Origin of the sequence: Paractinoplanes durhamensis (genome assembly GCF_016862175.1) — a bacterium.
GTDB classification, from domain to species: domain Bacteria; phylum Actinomycetota; class Actinomycetes; order Mycobacteriales; family Micromonosporaceae; genus Actinoplanes; species Actinoplanes durhamensis.
The window spans coordinates 206,892-226,054 of record NZ_BOML01000022.1; the positions used below are offsets into that span (position 1 = coordinate 206,892).

At 70.7% G+C, this 19,163-nt stretch carries 14 protein-coding genes and 1 pseudogene; 6 read left to right on the forward strand and 9 right to left on the reverse strand.

Annotated elements, in window-relative coordinates:
* The first annotated feature begins 344 nt into the window (after nt 1-344).
* On the forward strand, nt 345-1,712 hold the full coding sequence (locus tag Adu01nite_RS14515) for an endo-1,4-beta-xylanase (protein ID WP_438871080.1): 1,368 nt from the start codon (nt 345-347) through the stop codon (nt 1,710-1,712).
* 40 nt (nt 1,713-1,752) lie between these two features.
* Here the strand turns inward: Adu01nite_RS14515 and Adu01nite_RS14520 are convergent, their stop codons facing one another.
* On the reverse strand, nt 1,753-3,966 hold the full coding sequence (locus Adu01nite_RS14520; RefSeq protein ID WP_203727311.1) for a pectate lyase-like domain-containing protein: 2,214 nt from the start codon (nt 3,964-3,966) through the stop codon (nt 1,753-1,755).
* Between the two features lie 223 nt (nt 3,967-4,189).
* On the opposite strand from Adu01nite_RS14520, the gene Adu01nite_RS14525 reads away from it, so the two are divergent.
* Nucleotides 4,190-6,898 (forward strand): PQQ-dependent sugar dehydrogenase, encoded by a 2,709-nt coding sequence (locus Adu01nite_RS14525; protein WP_203727313.1) that lies wholly within the window; start codon nt 4,190-4,192, stop codon nt 6,896-6,898.
* Here the strand turns inward: Adu01nite_RS14525 and Adu01nite_RS14530 are convergent.
* The gene (locus Adu01nite_RS14530) at nt 6,879-8,018 is read right to left on the reverse strand and encodes a protein kinase domain-containing protein (RefSeq protein ID WP_239132401.1); all 1,140 of its coding nucleotides are present in this window, start codon (nt 8,016-8,018) and stop codon (nt 6,879-6,881) included. The genes Adu01nite_RS14525 and Adu01nite_RS14530 overlap by 20 nt on opposite strands.
* Nucleotides 8,019-8,203: 185 nt before the next feature.
* On the opposite strand from Adu01nite_RS14530, the gene Adu01nite_RS48900 reads away from it, so the two are divergent.
* Complete coding sequence (locus tag Adu01nite_RS48900) at nt 8,204-8,542, forward strand: OsmC family protein (RefSeq protein ID WP_369076817.1); 339 nt, start codon at nt 8,204-8,206, stop codon at nt 8,540-8,542.
* A gap of 48 nt (nt 8,543-8,590) precedes the next feature.
* Here Adu01nite_RS48900 and Adu01nite_RS48905 read toward each other — a convergent pair.
* The 7 genes and pseudogenes from Adu01nite_RS48905 to Adu01nite_RS14570 form a co-directional block, all read right to left on the reverse strand.
* A pseudogene (locus Adu01nite_RS48905) lies at nt 8,591-8,800 on the reverse strand (DUF427 domain-containing protein); the annotation flags it as partial.
* Nucleotides 8,800-10,461, reverse strand: coding sequence for a family 43 glycosylhydrolase (locus Adu01nite_RS14545; RefSeq protein WP_203727320.1), 1,662 nt, complete (start codon nt 10,459-10,461; stop codon nt 8,800-8,802). The gene Adu01nite_RS14545 and the pseudogene Adu01nite_RS48905, both read right to left, overlap by 1 nt.
* 258 nt (nt 10,462-10,719) lie before the next feature.
* Complete coding sequence (locus tag Adu01nite_RS14550) at nt 10,720-12,075, reverse strand: FUSC family protein (protein WP_203727322.1); 1,356 nt, start codon at nt 12,073-12,075, stop codon at nt 10,720-10,722.
* A gap of 120 nt (nt 12,076-12,195) precedes the next feature.
* Complete coding sequence (locus tag Adu01nite_RS14555; RefSeq protein ID WP_203727324.1) at nt 12,196-13,263, reverse strand: ABC transporter permease; 1,068 nt, start codon at nt 13,261-13,263, stop codon at nt 12,196-12,198.
* On the reverse strand, nt 13,260-14,156 hold the full coding sequence (locus Adu01nite_RS14560; protein WP_203727325.1) for an ABC transporter ATP-binding protein: 897 nt from the start codon (nt 14,154-14,156) through the stop codon (nt 13,260-13,262). The genes Adu01nite_RS14555 and Adu01nite_RS14560 overlap by 4 nt, the downstream gene beginning before the upstream one ends.
* Before the next feature lie 79 nt (nt 14,157-14,235).
* Entirely contained in the window at nt 14,236-14,889 is a 654-nt protein-coding gene (locus Adu01nite_RS14565; RefSeq protein ID WP_203727326.1) for a response regulator, read from the reverse strand.
* Nucleotides 14,886-16,139 (reverse strand): sensor histidine kinase, encoded by a 1,254-nt coding sequence (locus Adu01nite_RS14570; protein ID WP_203727327.1) that lies wholly within the window; start codon nt 16,137-16,139, stop codon nt 14,886-14,888. The genes Adu01nite_RS14565 and Adu01nite_RS14570 overlap by 4 nt, the downstream gene beginning before the upstream one ends.
* 197 nt (nt 16,140-16,336) lie before the next feature.
* Between Adu01nite_RS14570 and Adu01nite_RS14575 the strand changes: the two genes are divergently transcribed.
* The 3 genes from Adu01nite_RS14575 to Adu01nite_RS14585 all read left to right on the forward strand — a co-directional run.
* A complete protein-coding gene (locus tag Adu01nite_RS14575; protein ID WP_203727328.1) occupies nt 16,337-16,675 on the forward strand; it encodes an ArsR/SmtB family transcription factor in 339 nt (112 codons plus the stop codon).
* Between the two features lie 5 nt (nt 16,676-16,680).
* Nucleotides 16,681-18,405, forward strand: coding sequence for a SulP family inorganic anion transporter (locus Adu01nite_RS14580; protein ID WP_203727329.1), 1,725 nt, complete (start codon nt 16,681-16,683; stop codon nt 18,403-18,405).
* A gap of 364 nt (nt 18,406-18,769) precedes the next feature.
* Nucleotides 18,770-19,163, forward strand: a 394-nt coding sequence (locus Adu01nite_RS14585) for a carboxypeptidase-like regulatory domain-containing protein (protein ID WP_203727330.1), incomplete at its 3' end; no start/stop codon positions are given.

The following is a 19,163-nucleotide window of genomic DNA, read 5'->3' on the forward strand; positions in this document are numbered from 1 at the left end:
GTAGTCCGGAAGTTTCGAAATGATGGATCTTGAGAGGGGTCGGAACGGCGATCTCGGCGGCCGTAATGCCTGTTTATTTCGCTCTTTTCCGGATGAGTGCGACCGATAACTTCCGGAAGTTCTCCGGAAGCTGTTGTTTCACTGTTGTTACCGTGACAGCATCGCCTCACATCGAAATCCGTTGTTCTCCGGTTCCGGTCGCGTCATTCCCCATTCCCTGAAAGGACGCCATCGTGGCAACGAGCTCCCCTGCCCAAATCCCCGAATCCCCCCGTGCGCGGTCGCCGCGGGTCCGGCCGCTGATCGCCGCGGCCGTGGCCGCCGTCGCGTCGCTCGGCGTCGTGATGGTGATGCCGGACGCGAACGCCGCGGCGAGCACGCTCGGCGCGGCCGCCGCCCAGTCCGGCCGCTACTTCGGCACCGCGATCGCCGCGAGCCGCCTCGGTGACTCGACCTACACCACCATCGCCGGGCGCGAGTTCAACATGGTCACCGCCGAGAACGAGATGAAGCCGGACGCGACCGAGCCGAACCGCGGGCAGTTCAGCTTCAACTCGGGCGACCAGATCTACAACTGGGCGACCCAGCGCGGCCTCAAGGTCCGCGGTCACACCCTCGCCTGGCATTCGCAGCAGCCGGGCTGGATGCAGAGCCTCAACGGCAGCAGCCTGCGCCAGGCGATGATCGACCACATCAACGGCGTGATGGCCCACTACAAGGGCAAGCTCGCGGCCTGGGACGTGGTCAACGAGGCGTTCAACGAGGACGGCAGCCGCCGGTCGTCCAACCTGCAGGGCACCGGCAACGACTGGATCGAGGTGGCGTTCCGCACGGCGCGCGCCGCCGACCCGTCGGTCAAGCTCTGCTACAACGACTACAACATCGAGAACTGGTCCTACGGCAAGACGCAGGGCGTCTACAACATGATCCGGGACTTCAAGTCCCGCGGCGTGCCGATCGACTGCGTCGGCCTGCAGACCCACTTCACCGGCGGCAGCTCGTTGCCGGGCAACTTCCCGACCACGCTGTCGAGCTTCGCCGCCCTCGGGGTGGACGTGGCGCTGACCGAGGTCGACGTGACCAGCGCGTCGACGTCGCAGTACGCCGGGCTCACCCAGGCCTGCATGAACGTGCCGCGCTGCATCGGCATCACCGTCTGGGGCGTGCGGGACAGCGACTCCTGGCGGTCGAGCGAGAGCCCGCTGCTGTTCGACAACAGCGGCAACAAGAAGGCGGCGTACACCTCGGTGCTGAACGCCCTGAACTCGGCCTCCCCGAACCCGACGACGTCGCCGACCTCGCCGGGCACCACCACCTCGCCGACGGTCTCGCCGGGCGGTGGCGGCCGGATCCTCGGCGCCCAGTCGGGCCGGTGCATCGACGTGCCGAGTTCGTCGACCACCAACGGCACGCGGGTCCAGCTGTATGACTGCAACGGCCAGAGCAACCAGGCCTGGACGCTGACGTCGAGCAAGCAACTGACGGTGTACGGCAACCGGTGCCTGGACGCGGCCGGCTCCGGCAACGGCGCGGCGGTCCAGATCTACAGCTGCAACGGCCAGGCCAACCAGCAGTGGAACGTCAACTCCAACGGCACCATCACCGGCGTGCAATCCGGACGCTGCCTGGATGTCTGGGGCACTGCCAACGGCCAGCAGGTCCAGCTCTACGACTGCAGCGGGCAGGCGAACCAGCGGTTCGCCCTCAGCTGAGCGCCGGCGGCCGGGCCCGAGGGCCCGGCCGCCTGCCTTGCTAGGGGAAGTTGACCAGGTAGGAGTTGTTGTAGCTCGCGTTGGCCGCCGCGCCGGTGTTGTTGATGATGTGCGAGATGGTGCCGACGCCGCCGAGCGAGACGACCGCCATGTTGTGGAACTTCACGCCGGCGACCGCGGGCACCTCGAACGCGCGGGCCGAGACCACGGCATTGTTGACGTTGAAGAAGCAGTAGCTGCCGAGACCCCAGGCCTCGAACGTCGTGACCCCGGACGCCACCTTGATCGCCGGGTAGCCCTGCGTCGTCCCGTTCATCCAGGCCGCCTGGTTCGGTGGGTCGTACGGCATCTCGTTCTGGAAGAAGATGATTTTGCCGTTGGCACCGTTCCAGACGACCTCGTTCTTCTGGTAGTGCTCGACGAACAGGCCGGTGGCGAGGACGTTGTCACCGTTGACGGTCAGGCCGTTGTCGGCGGTGTTCACGGTCCAGCCGATGCCGGCGCCATGGTCGGCCCGCCACGCCCAGGTGTGGTCGATGATCGTGTTGTTGGTGTTGACGACCAGGCTGTTGGTGGCCTTGCCGGCCACCATGCCGCCGATCCGGAAGAACACGTCCTGCACCGTGGTCGGGTTGGCCGCGTGCGCCACCGACGTCTTGGCCAGGCCGACCTTCAGCAGCGTGTCGCTGTTGGTGGTTCCGGCATCGAAGAGCAAACCCTTGAGGCGTACGCCGTCGACGTCGGCGACGTCCATCGCGTTGACCCCGTTGTCCGGGATGATGGTCGGGTAACCGATGCCGAGCACGACGGTGTTGGCCTTGGTCACGTGCAGGGTCTGGTTGACGTGGTAGATGCCGGGCGTGAAGAAGATGTTGCAGCCGTTGGCGAGCGCCGTGTTGATGTTGGCGGCGGTGTCACCCTGCTTCACCACGTAGAAGTTGCTCATCGGCAGCGAGGTGCCCGGGGTGCTGCCGCTCGCCCAGCTGGGCCCGGAAGCGTTGGTGCGCAACGAGGGCAGGAAGACCCGGTATTTCCCGGCCGAGTCGAGGTAGAGGTAGGGCACGTCGCGGGACACCGGCGTGGTGGCCAGGGTCGTGTAGCGCGGCCCGGAGGCGGGGTCGGTGTTGAAGTTGGTGGCCGGCGCGCCGTTCACCCCGGAGAACACCATGTTCCAGTTGGAGCCGCTCCACGCGCCGAACGTGCTGTCCCGCGAGTACCACTGCTGCTGCGAGGCCGACTCGACGGTCCCGTCGATCTTGCTGTCCGCGATGTAGCCGCCGCTCGCCCAGCCGTAGCTGGCCGGGTAGGCGTTGAGCCCGCCGACCACGTGGATCCGCCGGAACGGCGCGGCCTGGGCGACGGCCCACCGGTCGGCGCCACCGAGCGAGTTGATCGACAGGTTCTCGGCCGACCGCCAGAAGTTCTGGGTGGCGTTCCCGGCATCGCTGGCGTTGAACGCGTCGACCGTGACGGCACCATTGATGCGTACGTCGTCCGGGTTCTGCCCGAGGCCGAGGATCGACGTGTTGAAGCCGAGGTTCGCCCCGACCGCGTACGGCGTGGTGCTCGGCTTGAAGACCAGCGCGTCCCGGCGGGTCCCGAACTGCGCGGAGAGGGTGTCCTTCTGCGCGTTGAAGACACTGTCCAGCGAGGACTGGATGGCCGCGTCGGTCATCGAGTGGTCGTAGATGTGCACGTTGGCCCCGAAGTCCGGGGTGTCGGAGTAGGTCGGGCAGGTCCCGGTCGGCGGGGTCGTCCCGGTGGTGACGGTGAAGGCCTGGGCGCCGGTGCCGTTGCAGTCCCAGATCTGCAGCCGGGTGCCGTTGGCGGTGGCCCCGCTCGGCGCGTCCAGGCAGCGCCCGGACTGCGGGTTCTTGAGCGAGCCGTTGGTCTGCTGCGCCCACTGCTGGGCGCCGGTGCCGTTGCAGTCGTAGAGCTGGATCTGCGTGCCGTTGCCGGTGCCGCCGCTGACGATGTCGAGGCAGCGCCCGATCGTGGTCAGCGCCGTGCCGCTCCAGCTCCAGTGCTGGTCGGCACTGTTGGTCTGACAGTCCCAGAGCTGCACGGCGGTGCCGTTGACCCCGGTGTCGTCACCACCGACGTCGACACACTTCCCGCCGGGCCCGGCGATGGTGTTGCCGACGATGGCGGCGGCGGAGGCGGACTGGAGGCCGATGAGGCCGAGTGCGGCGACCATCGCGAGCACCAGAGCCGCGAGCAAACCGCGGCGGCGCCGTCGAGGGACAACCTTCATGTGCCGTCCTTCTTTCTTGTGGCCTGCCCGCGATGGCGGCGCGGAGAGCGCTCTCAGAAATGTTTCCTTAGTGTTTCTGCGGCTTTCCAAGAAAGTCAAGGTTGGTACCTGTCCGCACTACGGGGTCTGCCCCAACTGTCGCTGTTCCCGCTGATGTTGAAACCGGCCCGGCTGCCAATTTCCGACTCCGGCGATGGTCTTTCGCTGTGCGACGTTGACGGGCATGCGCCGTCGTTCGTGGATAGTCGCCGCCGTCCTTGTCGTCTCCGGTCTCACGCTGCCGGCCCGCCCGGCCGCCGCCGCGGTCACGCCGGTCGCCAAGGTCAACTTCCAGCCCGCCGCCTCGGCCGTGCCGGCCGGCTACACCGCCGACACCGGGGCGGCGTTCGACGCCGGCCGCGGGTACGGCTGGGTGCAGCGGGGGACCAGCACGCCGCTCGACCTGACCCGTAACACCCGGGACCGGGCCCGGGCCGGCATCGACGCGCGGCTCAACACGCTCATCCACGTGCAGTACGGCGACGTGGGCGGGACGAACGGGGTGCTGACCGAGGGTGCCTGGGAGTATGCGGTGCCGAACGGCACCTATCAGGTCACCGTCTCGGTGGGGGACCAGCCCGCCTACGACAGCCGGCACACCGTGCGGGCCGAAGGGGTCCTGGCCGTCGACGGCTTCGTGTCCACCGCGGCCGCCGAGTTCCGGCAGGCCACCGTGACCGTCGCGGTCGCGGACCGGCGGCTCACCCTCGACGCCGCGGGTGGCACCAACACCAAGCTGAACTACGTCGACGTCAGCCGGGTCACCGCCGACGTCGCGCTGAACGTCGACTTCTCCGACGCGGCGACCGCGCCGGCCACCGGCTACGTCCGGGACTCCGGCGGCGCGTTCACCGCGGCCCGCGGCTACGGCTGGGTCGACCTCGGTGAGCGCACGCCGGTCGACCTGACCGGCAACGGCCGCAACCGCAACCCGGCCGCCGGGCAGGCCGACCAGCGGCTCGCCACCTTCATGCACGCGCAGCTGCCGGCCGGCTCGGCCGGGGTGGCGACGCCGGGCGCGTGGGAGGCCACCGTCCCGGCCGGGCTCTACACGGTGACCGTCGCGGTCGGCGACGCCGGCACCGCGGTGGACAGCACGAACTGGGTGTCCATCGAGGACCAGAACGCGATCGCGGCGTTCACCCCGACCGCCACCACCAAGTTCGCGACCGCCACCCGGACGGTGCGGGTCACCGACGGGCGGCTGACGATCAGCCCGGCGGGCGGCAGCAACACCAAGGTCGCGTACGCCGACATCGCCGGTGTGGCCGGCGGCGAGACGATCCCGGCCGTGCGCACCAGCACCCCGGCCAACGGTGCGACCGGGGTGCCGCTGACCGGCAGCGTCGTCGAGGATCTCGTGCTGCCCAACGGCGGCGTCCGGGCCGCCTCGCTGTCGAGTTCGACGGTCACGCTGACCCGGCTGTCCGACGGTGCGGCCGTGCCGGCGACCGTCATCACCAGCGGCGGCGGTGACGTCATCAACCTCTCGCCGACCGCACCGCTGGCGCCGCTGACCGCGTACCGCTTCACCGTCACCGGCGGCGTCACCGACGTGACCGGCAAGCCGTTCGCGCCGTACTCGATGGTCTTCACCACCGCGAGCGGCGGGACCACCGGCGGTTCGGTCGCCTTCGACAAGACCGTCGGGGTGGCCACCGGCGCCTCCTTCACCACCCTGGTCACCGGGCCGGACGGGCGGCTCTACGCGGGCACCCTCGACGGGCGGATCTTCCGCTTCCCGATCAACGCCGACGGCACGCTCGGCACGGCGACGGTCATCAACGCCGTACGGGAAAACGCTTCTGCCCTGGGGTTGCCGGGTGCTCCGGCTCGTAGCGTCATCGGGATGGTGTTCGACCCGGCGTCGACCGCCGCCGCGCCGATCCTCTGGGTGACCGACAACTACGAGTACGTGGGGCCGCTGAACGTGCCGGACTGGTCCGGGCGGATCGGCCGGCTCACCGGGGCCGACCTGGCGACCTACACGCCGGTCGTGGTCAACCTGCCGCGGTCGGTGAAGGACCACGAGACGAACTCGCTGGCCTTCGGGCCGGACGGCGCGCTCTACGTGTCGCAGGGCGCCAACAACGCGATGGGCGCCGCCGACTCGACCTGGGGCAATCGGCCCGAGCGGCTGCTCAGTGCGGCGATCCTCCGGCTCGACCGGGCGCGGCTGCCGGCCTCGCTGCCACTCGACGTCAAAACCGACGAAGGCGGAACTTATGACCCGTACGCCGTGGGAGCGCCGCTGACTCTGTACGCCACCGGCGTACGCAATGCGTTCGATCTGGTCTGGCATCGAAATGGTCATCTGTATGCGCCGACCAACGGCTCGGCGGCCGGTGGGAACACGCCCGCCACCCCGGCCACCCTGCCCGCCGCGTGTGCCCGGCGAGGCTATACCGGACCGGCCGTGCCGGGGCTGACCAACGTGCCGACCGCCGAGACCGACTACGTCTTCGACGTGCGCACCGGCCGCTACTACGGCCATCCCAACCCGGTGCGCTGCGAATGGGTCCTCGCCGCCGGCAATCCGACCGCGGGCGCCGACCCGTTCGAGGTCGCCGCCTATCCGGCCGGCACCGCGCCCGACCCCAACTTCGACCTGGCCGGAACGTACGACGCGGGCCTGCACGCCTCGGCCGACGGGGCGATCGAATACCGCGGCGGCGCGCTCGACGGCAAGCTGCTGGTGGTCCGCTACTCGGCCGGGCAGGACATCGAGACGTTCGACGTGGCCGCGTCGGGCGCGCTGTCCAACCGGACCGTCGGCATCACCGGGTTCACCGGCTTCAGCCAGCCGCTGGACGTGACCCAGAACCAGGGCAACCTCTACGTGTCCGAGCTGGGCGCCTCCCGGATCACCCTGCTCAGACCACGGGCGTCGTAGCCGTCGGGCCCTCGCTGGTCGGGGTGTCCGTCGGGGTGTCCTCCGGGGTCGGCTCGGTCGTCTCCGGGGTGGTCGGCTCGGTCGTCGGCTCGGTCTGTTCCGGAGTCGGCGACGTGGTCGGCGAGGTCGTCGGCTTGCCGGGCGTCTTGGTCGGCTTCGCCGTCGGGGTGACCTTCGGCGTCGTCGGCGTGGTGGTCCGGACCTTCTTGCGGACGGTCCCGGTGGTGGGCGCCGTGCGCTTGCGGGCCGGGGTGACCGCCGGGTCGGACGGCGCCAGGCTGCTGATGTGCGGGGTGGTGGTCCGGGCCGGCTGCGGGGCTTCCACCGCCGCCTCGGCCGACTGGCCGCCGGGGGTGGTCGTGCCGTTGGCCAGCTGCAGCCCGATGATGCTCACCACCGCGGTGACGACCGCGACCGACCCCATGACCGCCGCGCGCCGCCGGGACCGGCCTTTGCTCGCCGGCCTTCTGGTGCGGGGGAGCGGCGTCGGACCGGTGGCCCGCCGGAGGACCTCGGTGACCGAGGCGGCCGTGCCGGCCTGGTGGAAGTCGTGCAGCGCGCGCGGCAGCCGGGCGACGTCCCGCATGCCCGGCGACCCCATCAGGCATTCGGTGAACAGCAGGTCGAGCGCGGCCATGTCGGCGGCGATGCCGGTCCCGTCCGGGTCGCCGGCGGTGGCCGTCTCGAAACCGAGGACCTTCACGCCGTCCGGGGTCAGCATCACCCGGCGGGCGCTGACGTCGCCGTGCACGAGGTTCTGCGCGTGCGCGGCGGCCACCGCGGCGGAGATGTCGGCGCAGATCTCGGCGGCCTCGCGCCACCGGAAGGCGCCGGTGCGGGCCAGCCGGTCGGCGAGGGTCTCCCCATCAAGAAATTCCATGACGAGGTACGGCGTACGACGTCCGTCGCCGAACTCGCCGTAGTCGTAGATCTGCGCGATGTTCGGATGGTTGAGCCCGGCGGCGGTGCGTGCCTCGCCGAGAACCTCGACCGCCGCACCGGCCCCGTAGAAGATCTTGACGGCGACCGCGCGCATCAGGACGCTGTCGTAGCCGCCGTACACGACGGTGTCGCCACCCTGACTCAGGGCGTGTTCCAACCCGTAACGCCCCGCGAGCATCTGCACAGCGACCTCCCCGTCGTGGCGGCAGTTTACCCTGATCACGCGACACACAACTGCGTCGGCCGTCACTCTTTGTCGACGAACCAAGGGGGATCGGCGTGAAGGGATACGGAGTGGCAGAGCTTTCGGTTGAACGGATCGGCACACACGAATTCCTAGGTCGCAACGATCGTGGCGCGATCGTGCGGATCGGCCGGGCCGGCGCGGACGGCTCGTTCAGCCCCGGCGAGCTGTTACAGATAGCTACCGCTGGATGTACCGCGGTCACCACCGAGGAGCTGATCACCCGCCGGGCCGGCGACGACGCGCGGATGGTCGCGACCGTGACGCACGAGCGGGCCGAGGGCGGCCGCGAGTATCAGCGGCTGGAGGTGCTGCTGCGCGCGGATCTCGACTTCCTCGACGAGGACACCCGCCGGCGCGTGATCCGGGCGATGCGGACCGCCGTCGAACGGCAGTGCACGGTCAGCCGGACCGTCGAGCGAGGCGCCCAGGTCGGCCTGACCATCGTGCCCGCTTAGGAGAAATGCGTCGCCGACCCGGAGCCCGAACCGCCGGGCGAGCCCGCGACTGAGCCGCTGCTCATGCTGCTCGTCGACCAGGACATCGGCCGCGACGTCGTCGATCGGGACGTAGAACTGCGGATAGGGCGGCCATTCCCAGAGGTAGACGGCGCGGGTGGTGTCCAGCACGACGCGGCCCGCGAGCATGGCCCGGATCCGCCGCGGCACCGGCTCCCTGTGGTTGACCTGAGCAATCGCCTGCGGGTAGTCGCTCATCAGGGCTCCTCGATGCGGGCCGGCAGCGGGTGCCCGAGCCCATCGACCAGCCGGCCGGACTCGATGCGCCAGAGTGCGGATCCGCCGAGGGTGGACCGGTTCCGGTTGACCACCCGGTAGTAACCGTCCGCCACATGCTCGAAGCGCCACCGCTGGCAGCCGCCGGAGCGATATGGACGATATGCGGCTTTAGCCAAGCATCCGTCGAGGGCGAGCCGCCCGTCCGCGTCTACCAGCAGCACCTCGCCGACGGGCTGAAGGCGGAACTGCTGGCACGCCTGGCCGGTCGGGGTCGCGGTCTGCACCGGTGTCCCGGCGCCACCGCAGCCGGCTCCCTGCAGGACCCGGCCCGCGAGTTCGCTCCGCACCACCGACCAGCCGTCCGGCCCGGCCTCGAACCGGAAGCGCTGGCAGTCGTTGTTCAGCCAGCCCCACTGCGCCACCCGTGCGCCGTCGGCGTTGACGCACGCCGCGACCTCGGCGACCTTGTTGCTGAACCGGTTGCCGAGGCTCACCACCCCGTCGCCGCGCGCGTCCGGCCGCCACTGCTGGCAGGGGTCGCCGGCGACCGGCGCCGCCAGGGTGATGTCCGCGCCCTCGTAACCGCAGGACGGGTTGGCCACCACGCTGCCGTCGACCCGGTTCACCAGGGTCACGTACGCCGGTCCGTGGCCGATCTCCCGGCTGCCGGACAGCGGATCACCCAGCGCCGGCCACCCGCCCGCCCACCGGATCGGCCGGACCGAGAGCTTGGGCAGCCCGTTGTCGTCGAGGTGGTAGTAGTGATGGGCGTAGAAATCGCCGAAGACGTCACCACCGCCCGGACCACGGAACTCGTGGTAGCCGCGGAGCAGCTCGGTGCCGCCGCCGGCAAGCATCGGCACTCCCGCGCGATCGACGTACGGCCCGGTGACGCTCGTCGACCGCCCGACCACCACGCGGTAATCGCTGTTGATGCCACGGCAGCAGAAGTCCAGGCTCGCGAACAGGTAGTAGTAACCGCCGTGCCGGGTGATCGACGCACCCTCGATCGACGCCCCACCGCGCGAGGCGAGCCCGATGACATCGCCGGCCGGCATCCCGGTCGTCCGGTCGAGGCGGCGCATCTTGAGGCCGTCCCAGAACGACCCGAACGCCAGCCACGCCCCGCCGCCCGCATCCAGGACCAGCTCCGGGTCGATGGCGTTGAAGTTGTCCGCCGGCCCCGACCGCTGCACCAGGCCGTGATCGACCCAGCGGTAGGCCGGGCTCGCCGGGTCGAGCGTCACGTTGGTCGCCAGCCCGATCACCGAGTTGTTGGTGCCGAACGACGAGGCCGAGTAGTAGAGGTGATAGGCACCGCCGAACCAGCTGATGTCCGGCGCCCAGAAATCCGGCGGCGTCGTGCCGAGCTCCGCGGTGACCCAGCCGGGCACGGTCGCGAAGACCGGCCCGAGATCGCTCCAGTGCACGAGGTCGGCCGAGCGACGCATCGGCAGATAGGTACGCGTAGCCGAGTCACCGGTGATGAAGCTGTAGTAGTAATGCCCCTGCCGGATGATCGTCGGGTCATGCGCGATCGGATCATCCGGCGGCGCAGCGGCCGCGGATCCCACCGGAACCACGACAAAACCAGCAAGCAGCAGCAGTACGGCGAGGATGCGCCGGGCGGCGACGGTCATCCACGCATCGTCGTCGATTGGTCAGGGTCACGCCAGTGACCTTCTGTGCTCTCCGAGGGCTGGTCGGATCAGGCAGCGGCCACGATGTCGGCGATAGTCGCCGGGCGAGCCCTACCTGACCACGCTGCGGCACACATGGCAGGCGATGACCGGCTCGGCGGCCGCCCCTACCTCCGCGGCCTGATCGTGGACATCGAGGCGACCGGCGACAAGCCCGAGCCGACGGAGCCTTCGGCGACTTCCTGACCGCGCTGGCCCTCATGACGACGCCCGCCGGTTGACGGTGTCCGGGTCGGCCTTCGTGACCACGGCCTTCTCCCAGAAGCTACGGACGGCGGGTACGACCTCGGAGACCGCCGGGATGCCCGGGCCCGTCTCGCGGGCGCCGACCGCGAGTGCCGGCGCCGACCGCTCCAGCGACCCCGCCATCCGGTCGATGTCGGTGATGATCGAGCCGGTGAGGACCAGCACCCCGGTGTCCTCGATCTGGGTGCGCACCTTGTGCAGCGTCTCCCGGCGCACCTCGCGCAGGCCGTCGAGCAGATCCTCGAGGCTGTCGGCGTCCTGGGTGGGGTCGGCGTCCGGGTCCGTCTCCAGCGAGGCGTGCGCGGCGAACGCCTCCGAGGCGGCCGCGAGCAGCGGTCCGATCTGGTCCGGTACGCCGGGGTGGTCCGGTGTCGCGGCGGCGTCGAACATCGACCGTGCCACCGAGTTGACCTGGTGCACCCCGTGCTCGAGGACTCGGAACGTGTGGTGCACCGGGGCCACCTCGGCGATGGGGGTGGTGAGCGACCAGCGGGCCTGCCGGTCCAGGTCCTCCACCGCGTCGACCGCCTCGCCGAGGGTCTCGCCGAGCGCCCGGGACCGCGCCAGCCACTGGGTGGCCTGGTCCCGGCCGTACCCGCGGGCCGCGCCGGCCCCGAGGTCGCCGAGCAGCCGGGCGATCTCGGTGGACAGGTAGGCCAGCTTGCAGTGTGCCCGTTCCAGCGGCGTCATGCCGCCGACCAGCGGCGACAGGATGACGCCGACCACGATGCCCAGCCCGGTCGCCCCGGCCCGTTCCCAGACCAGGTGCTCGGTGCCGGCGCTGCCGGCGACCAGCACGCCCAGCGACGTCGCGGGCACGGTGACCGCGCCGTCGCCCAGGCGCAGCAGTCGGCCGACGACGAGCCCGCACCCGGCGATCGCGGCGATCGACAGCGGGCTCGGGCCGAACACCCCCCACACGCTCACCGCGAAGCCGACCCCGGCGAGGGTGCCGATCATGCGCCGGGTGCCGTCCCGCACCGAGGCGTGCGAGCTGAGGTGCACCGACAGGATCGCCGAGATCGACGCGGTGACCGCGCCCGCCAGATGCAGGGTTTCGGCCGCGAACCAGGCGATGCCGGCGGCGATCGCCGCCACCACCACGGTGCGGACGGTGGCGTGGTCGATCCGCTCGTGCCACCGGCGTGCCACCCGGCGCACGCCGGCCGGCAGATACGGTCGCACCCGGTCGAGCACGATCCGGCCGGCCGCCTCGGCAGCCGGTTTGACCTTGCGGCGCAGCAACGCCGCGACCACCGCGCAGAGCACGAGGCTCGCGGCGACGATCGTGATCGGCGACTGCGGCAACGCTGGGGCTTCCTCTTCACGACGGTGGATCCGGTCGCGAAAATTATCCTCAACGGCGCAGGCCGAAATATCGGAAATAAAGTATCTGTGACGGGCGTCGCGAATGTGCGCTGGTGAGGCTCAGCCGGCCGTGGGGCGGGTCTTCCAGGCCGCCAGGATCGAGGTCCGCGTGTTGGTGCGCAGCAGCGAACCCTCGTAGATCCGGGCGCCGACGCCGAGCAGCAGGACCGCCGTGATCGCGAGGATCGCGAGCGCCACGAACGGCTCCCAGCCCGCCGCGCCCTCCTGGAAGATCCGGATGGGCATGGCCATCGGGGAGGAGAGCGGGAAGTAGGAGAGCGCCGTCAGCGCGGCCGCGTTGTCCCGCAGGAAGAGCACCGCGAAGAACGGGATGAGCACGATCATCTGCGCGGTCCCGGAGGTGCTGCCGAGGTCCTCGATCCGGGCGGCGAGGGCGCCCACGCCGGCCCAGACGGTGGCCAGCATGACGAAGCCGAGCACGAAGAACGGCAGGAACCAGCCGAGCGCCGGCGCCAGGACGTCGAGCAGGCCCGCGTCGGTGCCGGTCACCGTCAACCCGACCACGGTCACCACGGCCAGCAGCGCTATCTGGGCGAAGGCCAGGATGGACATCGCGGCGACCTTGCCGGCCAGCAGGGCCCGGGGCGACACGCTGGAGACCAGGATCTCCACGATCCGGGTTGCCTTCTCCTCGACCACGCTCTGCGCGATCTGCAATCCGAAGAGGAGCGAGGTCAGGTAGCAGAGCATCGCGATCGCCAGCGGCACGAAGATCGCCAGCGCCGGGTTGTACCCGAGCGCGTCGAGCAACTGCACCTCGGGCGCCGTACTGAGCGCCTTCACCACCTCGTCGGGCGTCTCGTCCAGGGCCACCACGCGCGGGCCCGGGACGACGGCCGCCGCCACGTCACCGTCCCGGACCAGCCGTTCGGCGGCGGCCGTGTCCGGGACCGCCACGATCTCGAAGCCGGCCTGCCGCAGCGCCGCGCCCGAGCCGCTGTCGACCACCGCGACCTTGGTGGCACCGCTCTCGATGAGGGCCGGAATGGAGATCGACGCGATGATGATGAGAAGGAAGGAGACGGTGCTGAACAGGAACGCCTTGTCCCGCAGCTTGGCCCGGATCTCGCGGCCGAGGACCAGCCGGGCGGCGGCGAACGTGGTCACTTGATCACCTCTCGGAAGATCTCGGCGAGCGAGGGGCGGACCGGCCCGAACGACCGGACCTGGCCGTGGGCCAGCGCGGCCCGCAGGACCTGCTGGTCGTCGGTGCCCGGAGCAAGTTCGAGGACCGCGCGGGCGCCGTCGAGGTCGATGATCGTGACGCCGGGCTCGTCGCGCAGCCAGCCGGCGTCGGCCTCGACCTCGATCGCGTACCGGGGAAGGGTGTGCCGGCCGCGCAGCTCGTCGCGGGCGCCGGCGGCCCGGATCGTGCCGTCCGCGATGATCACCAGGTCGTCGCAGAGGCGCTCGACGAGTTCCAGCTGGTGGCTGGAGAACAGCACCGCGGCGCCGGCGGCGGCCCGCTCACGCAGCACCGTGACCACCGAGTCGGCGGCGAGCGGGTCCAGGCCGGAGAACGGCTCGTCGAGGACGAGCAGCTCCGGGTCGTGCACCAGCGCGGCGGCGATCTGCACCCGCTGCTGGTTGCCGAGCGACAGCTTCTCCACCAGGTCGCCGGCCCGCGGGCCCAGCTCCAGGCGGTCCAGCAGGGCGGTGGTGCGCCGGCGCGCGTCGGCGGCGCTCAGCCCGTGCAGGCGGGCCAGGTAGACCACCTGGTCGGCAACGGCCATCTTGGGGTAGAGCCCGCGCTCCTCCGGCATGTAGCCGAAGCGCTGCCGAGCCTGCCGGGTGACCGGCGCGCCGCGCCAGGTCACCGTGCCCGAGTCGGCGGCGAGCACGCCCAGGATGATCCGCATGGTGGTGGTCTTGCCGGCGCCGTTCGCGCCGACGAAGCCGGTGAGGCGCCCGGCCGCCACGGAGAACGACACGTCCTTGAGGACCTGCCGGTCACCGAACGACCGGTCGACGGCCCCGACCACGAGCACGGTGGTGGTCATGTGATCAACGTAGGTGGAGCGGACCGGCTGCGTCGTCCGGCCGGGGGAGGACCCGCGGGGGTCCTCCTTGCGGAGGACCTCACGTCCCGGGGCGGACCACGCCCAGCTCGTACGCGAGCACGACTGCCTGCGTCCGGTCCCGGGCGCCGAGCTTCATCAGCACCCGGCTCACGTGCGTCTTCACGGTGGTCTCGCCGAGGTGCAGGGCGGCCGCGATCTCGGCGTTGGTGGCACCGCCGGCCAGCAGCACCAGCACCTCGTGCTCGCGCGGGGTCAGCTCGCCGAGCCGCACCCCCGGCTCCGGGACGCGGGGGCGGGGCGCGGAGAACGCGGCGATCACGCGCCGGGTGATCGCCGGGGCGAGCAGCGCGTCTCCCGCGGCGATCACCCGTACCGCCTCGATCAGGGCCTCCGGGGTGCCGTTCTTGAGCAGGAACCCGCTCGCCCCGGCGCTCAGGGCCTCGAACAGGTATTCGTCGTGGTCGAAGGTGGTGAGGATGAGCACCGACGGACCGTTCTTCGCCGCGATCCGGCGGGTGGCCTCCAGCCCGTTGACCTCCGGCATCTCCACGTCCATCAGGACGACGTCGGGGTCCAGCCGCAGAGCCAGTTCCACCGCGGCCTCGCCGTCGGCGGCTTCGCCGACGACGGTCATGTCGTCCTCCATCTCCAGGATCACCCGGAAACCGGTGCGGACGAGTTGATGGTCGTCCGCGAGAAGGACCCGGATCATCGGGTGGCCAGCTCTCGCGCGTACGGGATGCGGGCGCGCACCCGGAAGCCGCCGCCGGAACGCGGGCCGTACTCCAGCGTGCCGCCGTGGATGGCCACCCGCTCCCGCATGCCGATCAGGCCCATCCCGCCGGTCGTGGCCGGGCCGCCCCGGCCGTCGTCCGAGACGTCGATCTCCAGCTCCCGGGCGAGGTAGCGGATCCGGACGTCGAGGGCGGCGGCGCCGGCGTGCTTGAGCGTGTTGGTCACGGCCTCCTGCACGATCCGGTAGGCGGCCATGGATACCGAGTCCGGCACGGGCACCGGATCGCCGTACACCTCGAAGTGGGTTTGCATGCCTGTCTCCCGTGCGCTCTCGACCAGGTCACCGGCGTGGTCGAGGTCCGCGCCGGCGATCACCTCCGCGCTCGGGGCCCGCAGCGCACCGAGCATCCGCCGGAGCTCGTCGACCGCCGTCCGGGCGCTCTCCTCGATCGTGACGAGCGCGTCACGGGCCCGGGCCGGGTCGCGGTCCAGCGCCCGGCGCGACGCGGAGGCCTGGATGCCCATCACCGACACGTGATGCGCGACCACGTCGTGCAGCTCGCGGGCGATCCGGACCCGCTCGTCGATGACCGCGCGCTCCTCGGCAAGGCCCTGCGCGGCACGTAGCTCGGCCGCCTGGCTCTCCAGGCGGTGCTGCCGCCGGGCGCTCTGCCACACGGCATCGCCCATCAGGTAGCCGAACGCGAAGAAGCCCACGTTGACGATCATCAGGAACAGCAGGAACGACCAGATCACCGGCAGCTCGCCGGAGGCGTCCGGTTGCCGGGCGGCGGTGATCTCGTCGTGCGCCATGAAGAAGGCGACGTTGAGCCAGAGGAACATCGCCGCGATGATCCCCAGCCGCAGGACGCGAGAGCGCTGCCGGTTCCGGCCCCAGGCGCCGAGCGTGTAGATCGCGGCGAAGAGCGCACCGGAGGCGATCTGCTGCTCCTGGGCCAGCCGCAACTGCCCGCCGACGAAGGCGACGGCCACCACGACGGCCACCAGCTCGGGATACTTGCGGCGCCAGGCGAGCGGCAGGGTGGTGGCGACCGACCACGCGATCTGCTCGGCGACGGCCGGAGCATGCTCGGTCGCCAGTACGCCGGCGCTGCGGGTGACGAAGACGTTGAGCACGGCGACGGCGGCAACGCCGAGCCCGATCCAGAGATCCGCTCGGCGTTGCTCGGCCGTCGGCCCCGGCCGTACCCATTCCTCCGTGTTCATGGGCTTGAGGAAAGCACGGCCGGACGAGCGTCGCTACGCCGGTACGCTCAGTTGCTGTTCGAGCCGGACCTGCTCGGTGACGTCGTAGGCGTGTGGTTGCCGCCGGACCGCGACCTGGCGACACGCTACCTCTCGACTTGAAGAATTCTTCAAGTGATAAATTCTTCGTATCCGCAACGAGACGACGGGACGATGTCGTGGGTGTTCCCCTCCATCAGGTCAAGGCCGAGCTGTTCCGAACGCTCGGTCATCCAGTGCGGGTCCGGGTGCTGGAACTGCTCCAGGACGGGCCGCGAGCGGTTCGCGACCTGCTCCACGAGATCGACGTCGAGCCGTCGAACCTGTCCCAGCAGCTCGCCGTGCTGCGCCGGGCCGGCCTGGTCGCCTCCAGCCGGGAGGGAGCCCTGGTCATCTACATGCTGAGCACCACCGATGTGGCCGATCTGCTCGCTGCCGGCCGCCGCATCCTCGCCTCCGTGCTCGACGACCGGGACGGCCTGCGTGAACAGCTACGTCTCGAAGGCACCTCCCGGTGAGCCCGATGGCCACGCGGTTCGTCGAGCTGCTGCCTCAGCGCTCCGACTGGACCGCGGCCCGTCGCTCGCCACGCCGCGACATCCTGGCCGGCGTGACCGTCGCTATCGTGGCGCTGCCGCTGGCGCTGGCCTTCGGGGTCGCCTCGGGGATGGGCGCCCAGGCCGGTCTGATCACGGCCGTGGTCGCCGGTGCTGTCGCAGCCCTGTTCGGCGGATCCAACCTGCAGGTCTCCGGTCCGACCGGGGCGATGACCGTCGTGCTGCTCCCGATCGTGCACCGCTTCGGCGGACCGGGCGTACTGATGGTCGGCGCCATGGCCGGCCTCCTGCTGATCGCCCTGGCCGTCGCCCGCCTCGGCCGCTACGTGCGATATCTGCCCACTCCGGTCGTGGAGGGTTTCACCGCGGGTATTGCGGCGGTGATCGCCCTGCAGCAGATACCCGCGGCCTTGGGCGTCGCCGACGCCCACGGGGACAAGGTGTGGGCCGTCGCCGGCGATGCGGTAATCCGCTTTTCCCGGCAGCCGAATCCGGCCCCCGTCGTGATGACCGTGGTGGTCGCGGGCGTCATCCTCGCGGGTGCCCGGTGGCGCCCGGCCCTGCCGTTCTCACTGTTCACCGTCGCTGCCGGCACGATCGTCGCCGAACTGGCCCCGCTGCACCTGGCCCGCATCGGTGCCCTGCCGTCCGGATTCCTCGCCCCGTCGATCAGCTTCTGGGACTGGCACGCATTGCCGGACCTGATGACCGCCGCCCTGGCCGTCAGCGCGCTCGCCGCCCTCGAAAGTCTTCTCTCGGCCACGGTCGCGGACGGCATGACCGTCAACGAACGGCACCACCCCGACCGGGAGCTGTTCGGCCAAGGCCTGGCCAACATCATCACCCCGATCATGGGTGGCGTCCCCGCCACCGCGGCGATCGCGCGCACCGCGGTGAACGTCCGGGCCGGCGCCCGCTCGAAACTGGCCGCACTCACCCACGCCGTCGTCCTGGCCGGCGTCGTCCTGGCCGCCGCCCCGCTGGTCTCGCGGATCCCGCTCGCGGCGCTGGCCGGCGTCCTGATCGCCACCACCGTACGGATGGTCGAGGCCGCATCCGTCCTCGCGTTGCTGCGCGCCACCCGCCGCGACGCCGTCGTGCTGGTCCTGACCTTCGCCGTCACCCTCGTGTTCGACCTGGTCACCGCCGTAGCGCTCGGCCTCGGCGTGGCCGCCCTGCTCGCTCTGCGGTCGGTGGCCCGGTCGGTCCGGATCGAACAGATCCCCTTGGAGACCGGCGACTTCACCGCCGAGGAACAATCCCTTCTCGCACAACACATCGTCGCGTACCGCCTCGACGGGCCGCTCTTCTTCGCCGCCGCTCATGACTTTCTGATCCAGCTGACCGAGGTCGCCGACATCCGCGTCGTCATCCTGCGCATGTCCCGCGTCTCCACCATCGACGCCACCGGAGCCCACATCCTCGGCGACGCCGTCGCCCGCCTGCGGCACCGGGGAATCACCGTGCTGCTGTCCGGAGTCGACCCGCGCCACGAAAAGGTATTGTCGACGGTCGCCGGCACCGCGTACCTGTATCGGACCGGTCTCGTCTTCCCCGACACCCCCACCGCGATCGGCTTCGCGCGTCACCTGCACCACCAACCGGTCGAGGCATCACCACCCGCGCAGCAGGAGACCCACCTGACGCTTGCGCCGAACATGCCAGGACCGGCACCGGATCCACTTCACTAGGCCCGGCGTGGCGTCGCCCGCCGGTTCCTGAGCGAGGACGCCCCCGCTGCTCAGCCCGCCGGAACCGGCCGTTTTGCTCCAGGCGAATCGCGACTATTCGCAACTTTGACCTGCGACGGGATGCATTCGCCGAGGTGGCGGCCATATTCGTCGCGGGTGTCGGTGCGGGGCCACGCACTGCGCTCGTCGTCGGTGGGACGTACGGCAGCGCTCGAGAGCACACCGACTCTTATCGATGCCGCCGCGCCTCGTAACCATGGGATCGGGCGACCACGCCCGGGTCCGGTGAGTTGTCCCCCACCGTCGACCTGCTCCTCGGCGTTGCCGTTCGTCCGCGGAATGGAACGTGAGAAAGGGGATTGTCATGCGGCGACTTCTATCCGTCGTCAGCGTCCTCGCCGCGGTTCTCGCCGGGACCTCGGCCCCGTCCGCCGGCGCGTCGCCGACGTTCGCGCAGGCCGCTACCGGCAGGCTCGGCGGCACCGTCCGCGACACACAGGGCGCCGCGGTGCGCGACGCCACGATCATCGTGTATCCGTCGGATCCGGCCGGTGTCGAGGTGGCCAGGACGAGCACCGACCTCGCCGGTGCGTTCGTCGTATCCGTGCCCGCGCCCGGCCGATACCAGATCCGCATCGCGCGCGGGCCCTGGTCCGAATGGGCGCCCGGCGGGATCACCGACCGCGCCAAGGCGCCCGCGTACCGGGTCGGCGCGGGCCGTACCACCATGGCGAACAGCTCCGTCACGGCACCCGGTC

Coding starts and splice junctions, on each gene's coding strand:
- Adu01nite_RS14570 (WP_203727327.1), bottom strand. CDS start 16,139: ATGAACACGGAGGAATGGGTACGGCCGGGGCCGACGGCCGAGCAACGC.
- Adu01nite_RS14515 (WP_438871080.1), top strand. CDS start 345: ATGGTGATGCCGGACGCGAACGCCGCGGCGAGCACGCTCGGCGCGGCC.
- Adu01nite_RS14565 (WP_203727326.1), bottom strand. CDS start 14,889: ATGATCCGGGTCCTTCTCGCGGACGACCATCAACTCGTCCGCACCGGT.
- Adu01nite_RS14560 (WP_203727325.1), bottom strand. CDS start 14,156: ATGACCACCACCGTGCTCGTGGTCGGGGCCGTCGACCGGTCGTTCGGT.
- Adu01nite_RS14525 (WP_203727313.1), top strand. CDS start 4,190: ATGCGCCGTCGTTCGTGGATAGTCGCCGCCGTCCTTGTCGTCTCCGGT.
- Adu01nite_RS14580 (WP_203727329.1), top strand. CDS start 16,681: ATGGCCACGCGGTTCGTCGAGCTGCTGCCTCAGCGCTCCGACTGGACC.
- Adu01nite_RS14520 (WP_203727311.1), bottom strand. CDS start 3,966: ATGAAGGTTGTCCCTCGACGGCGCCGCCGCGGTTTGCTCGCGGCTCTG.
- Adu01nite_RS14530 (WP_239132401.1), bottom strand. CDS start 8,018: ATGCTCGCGGGGCGTTACGGGTTGGAACACGCCCTGAGTCAGGGTGGC.
- Adu01nite_RS14545 (WP_203727320.1), bottom strand. CDS start 10,461: ATGACCGTCGCCGCCCGGCGCATCCTCGCCGTACTGCTGCTGCTTGCT.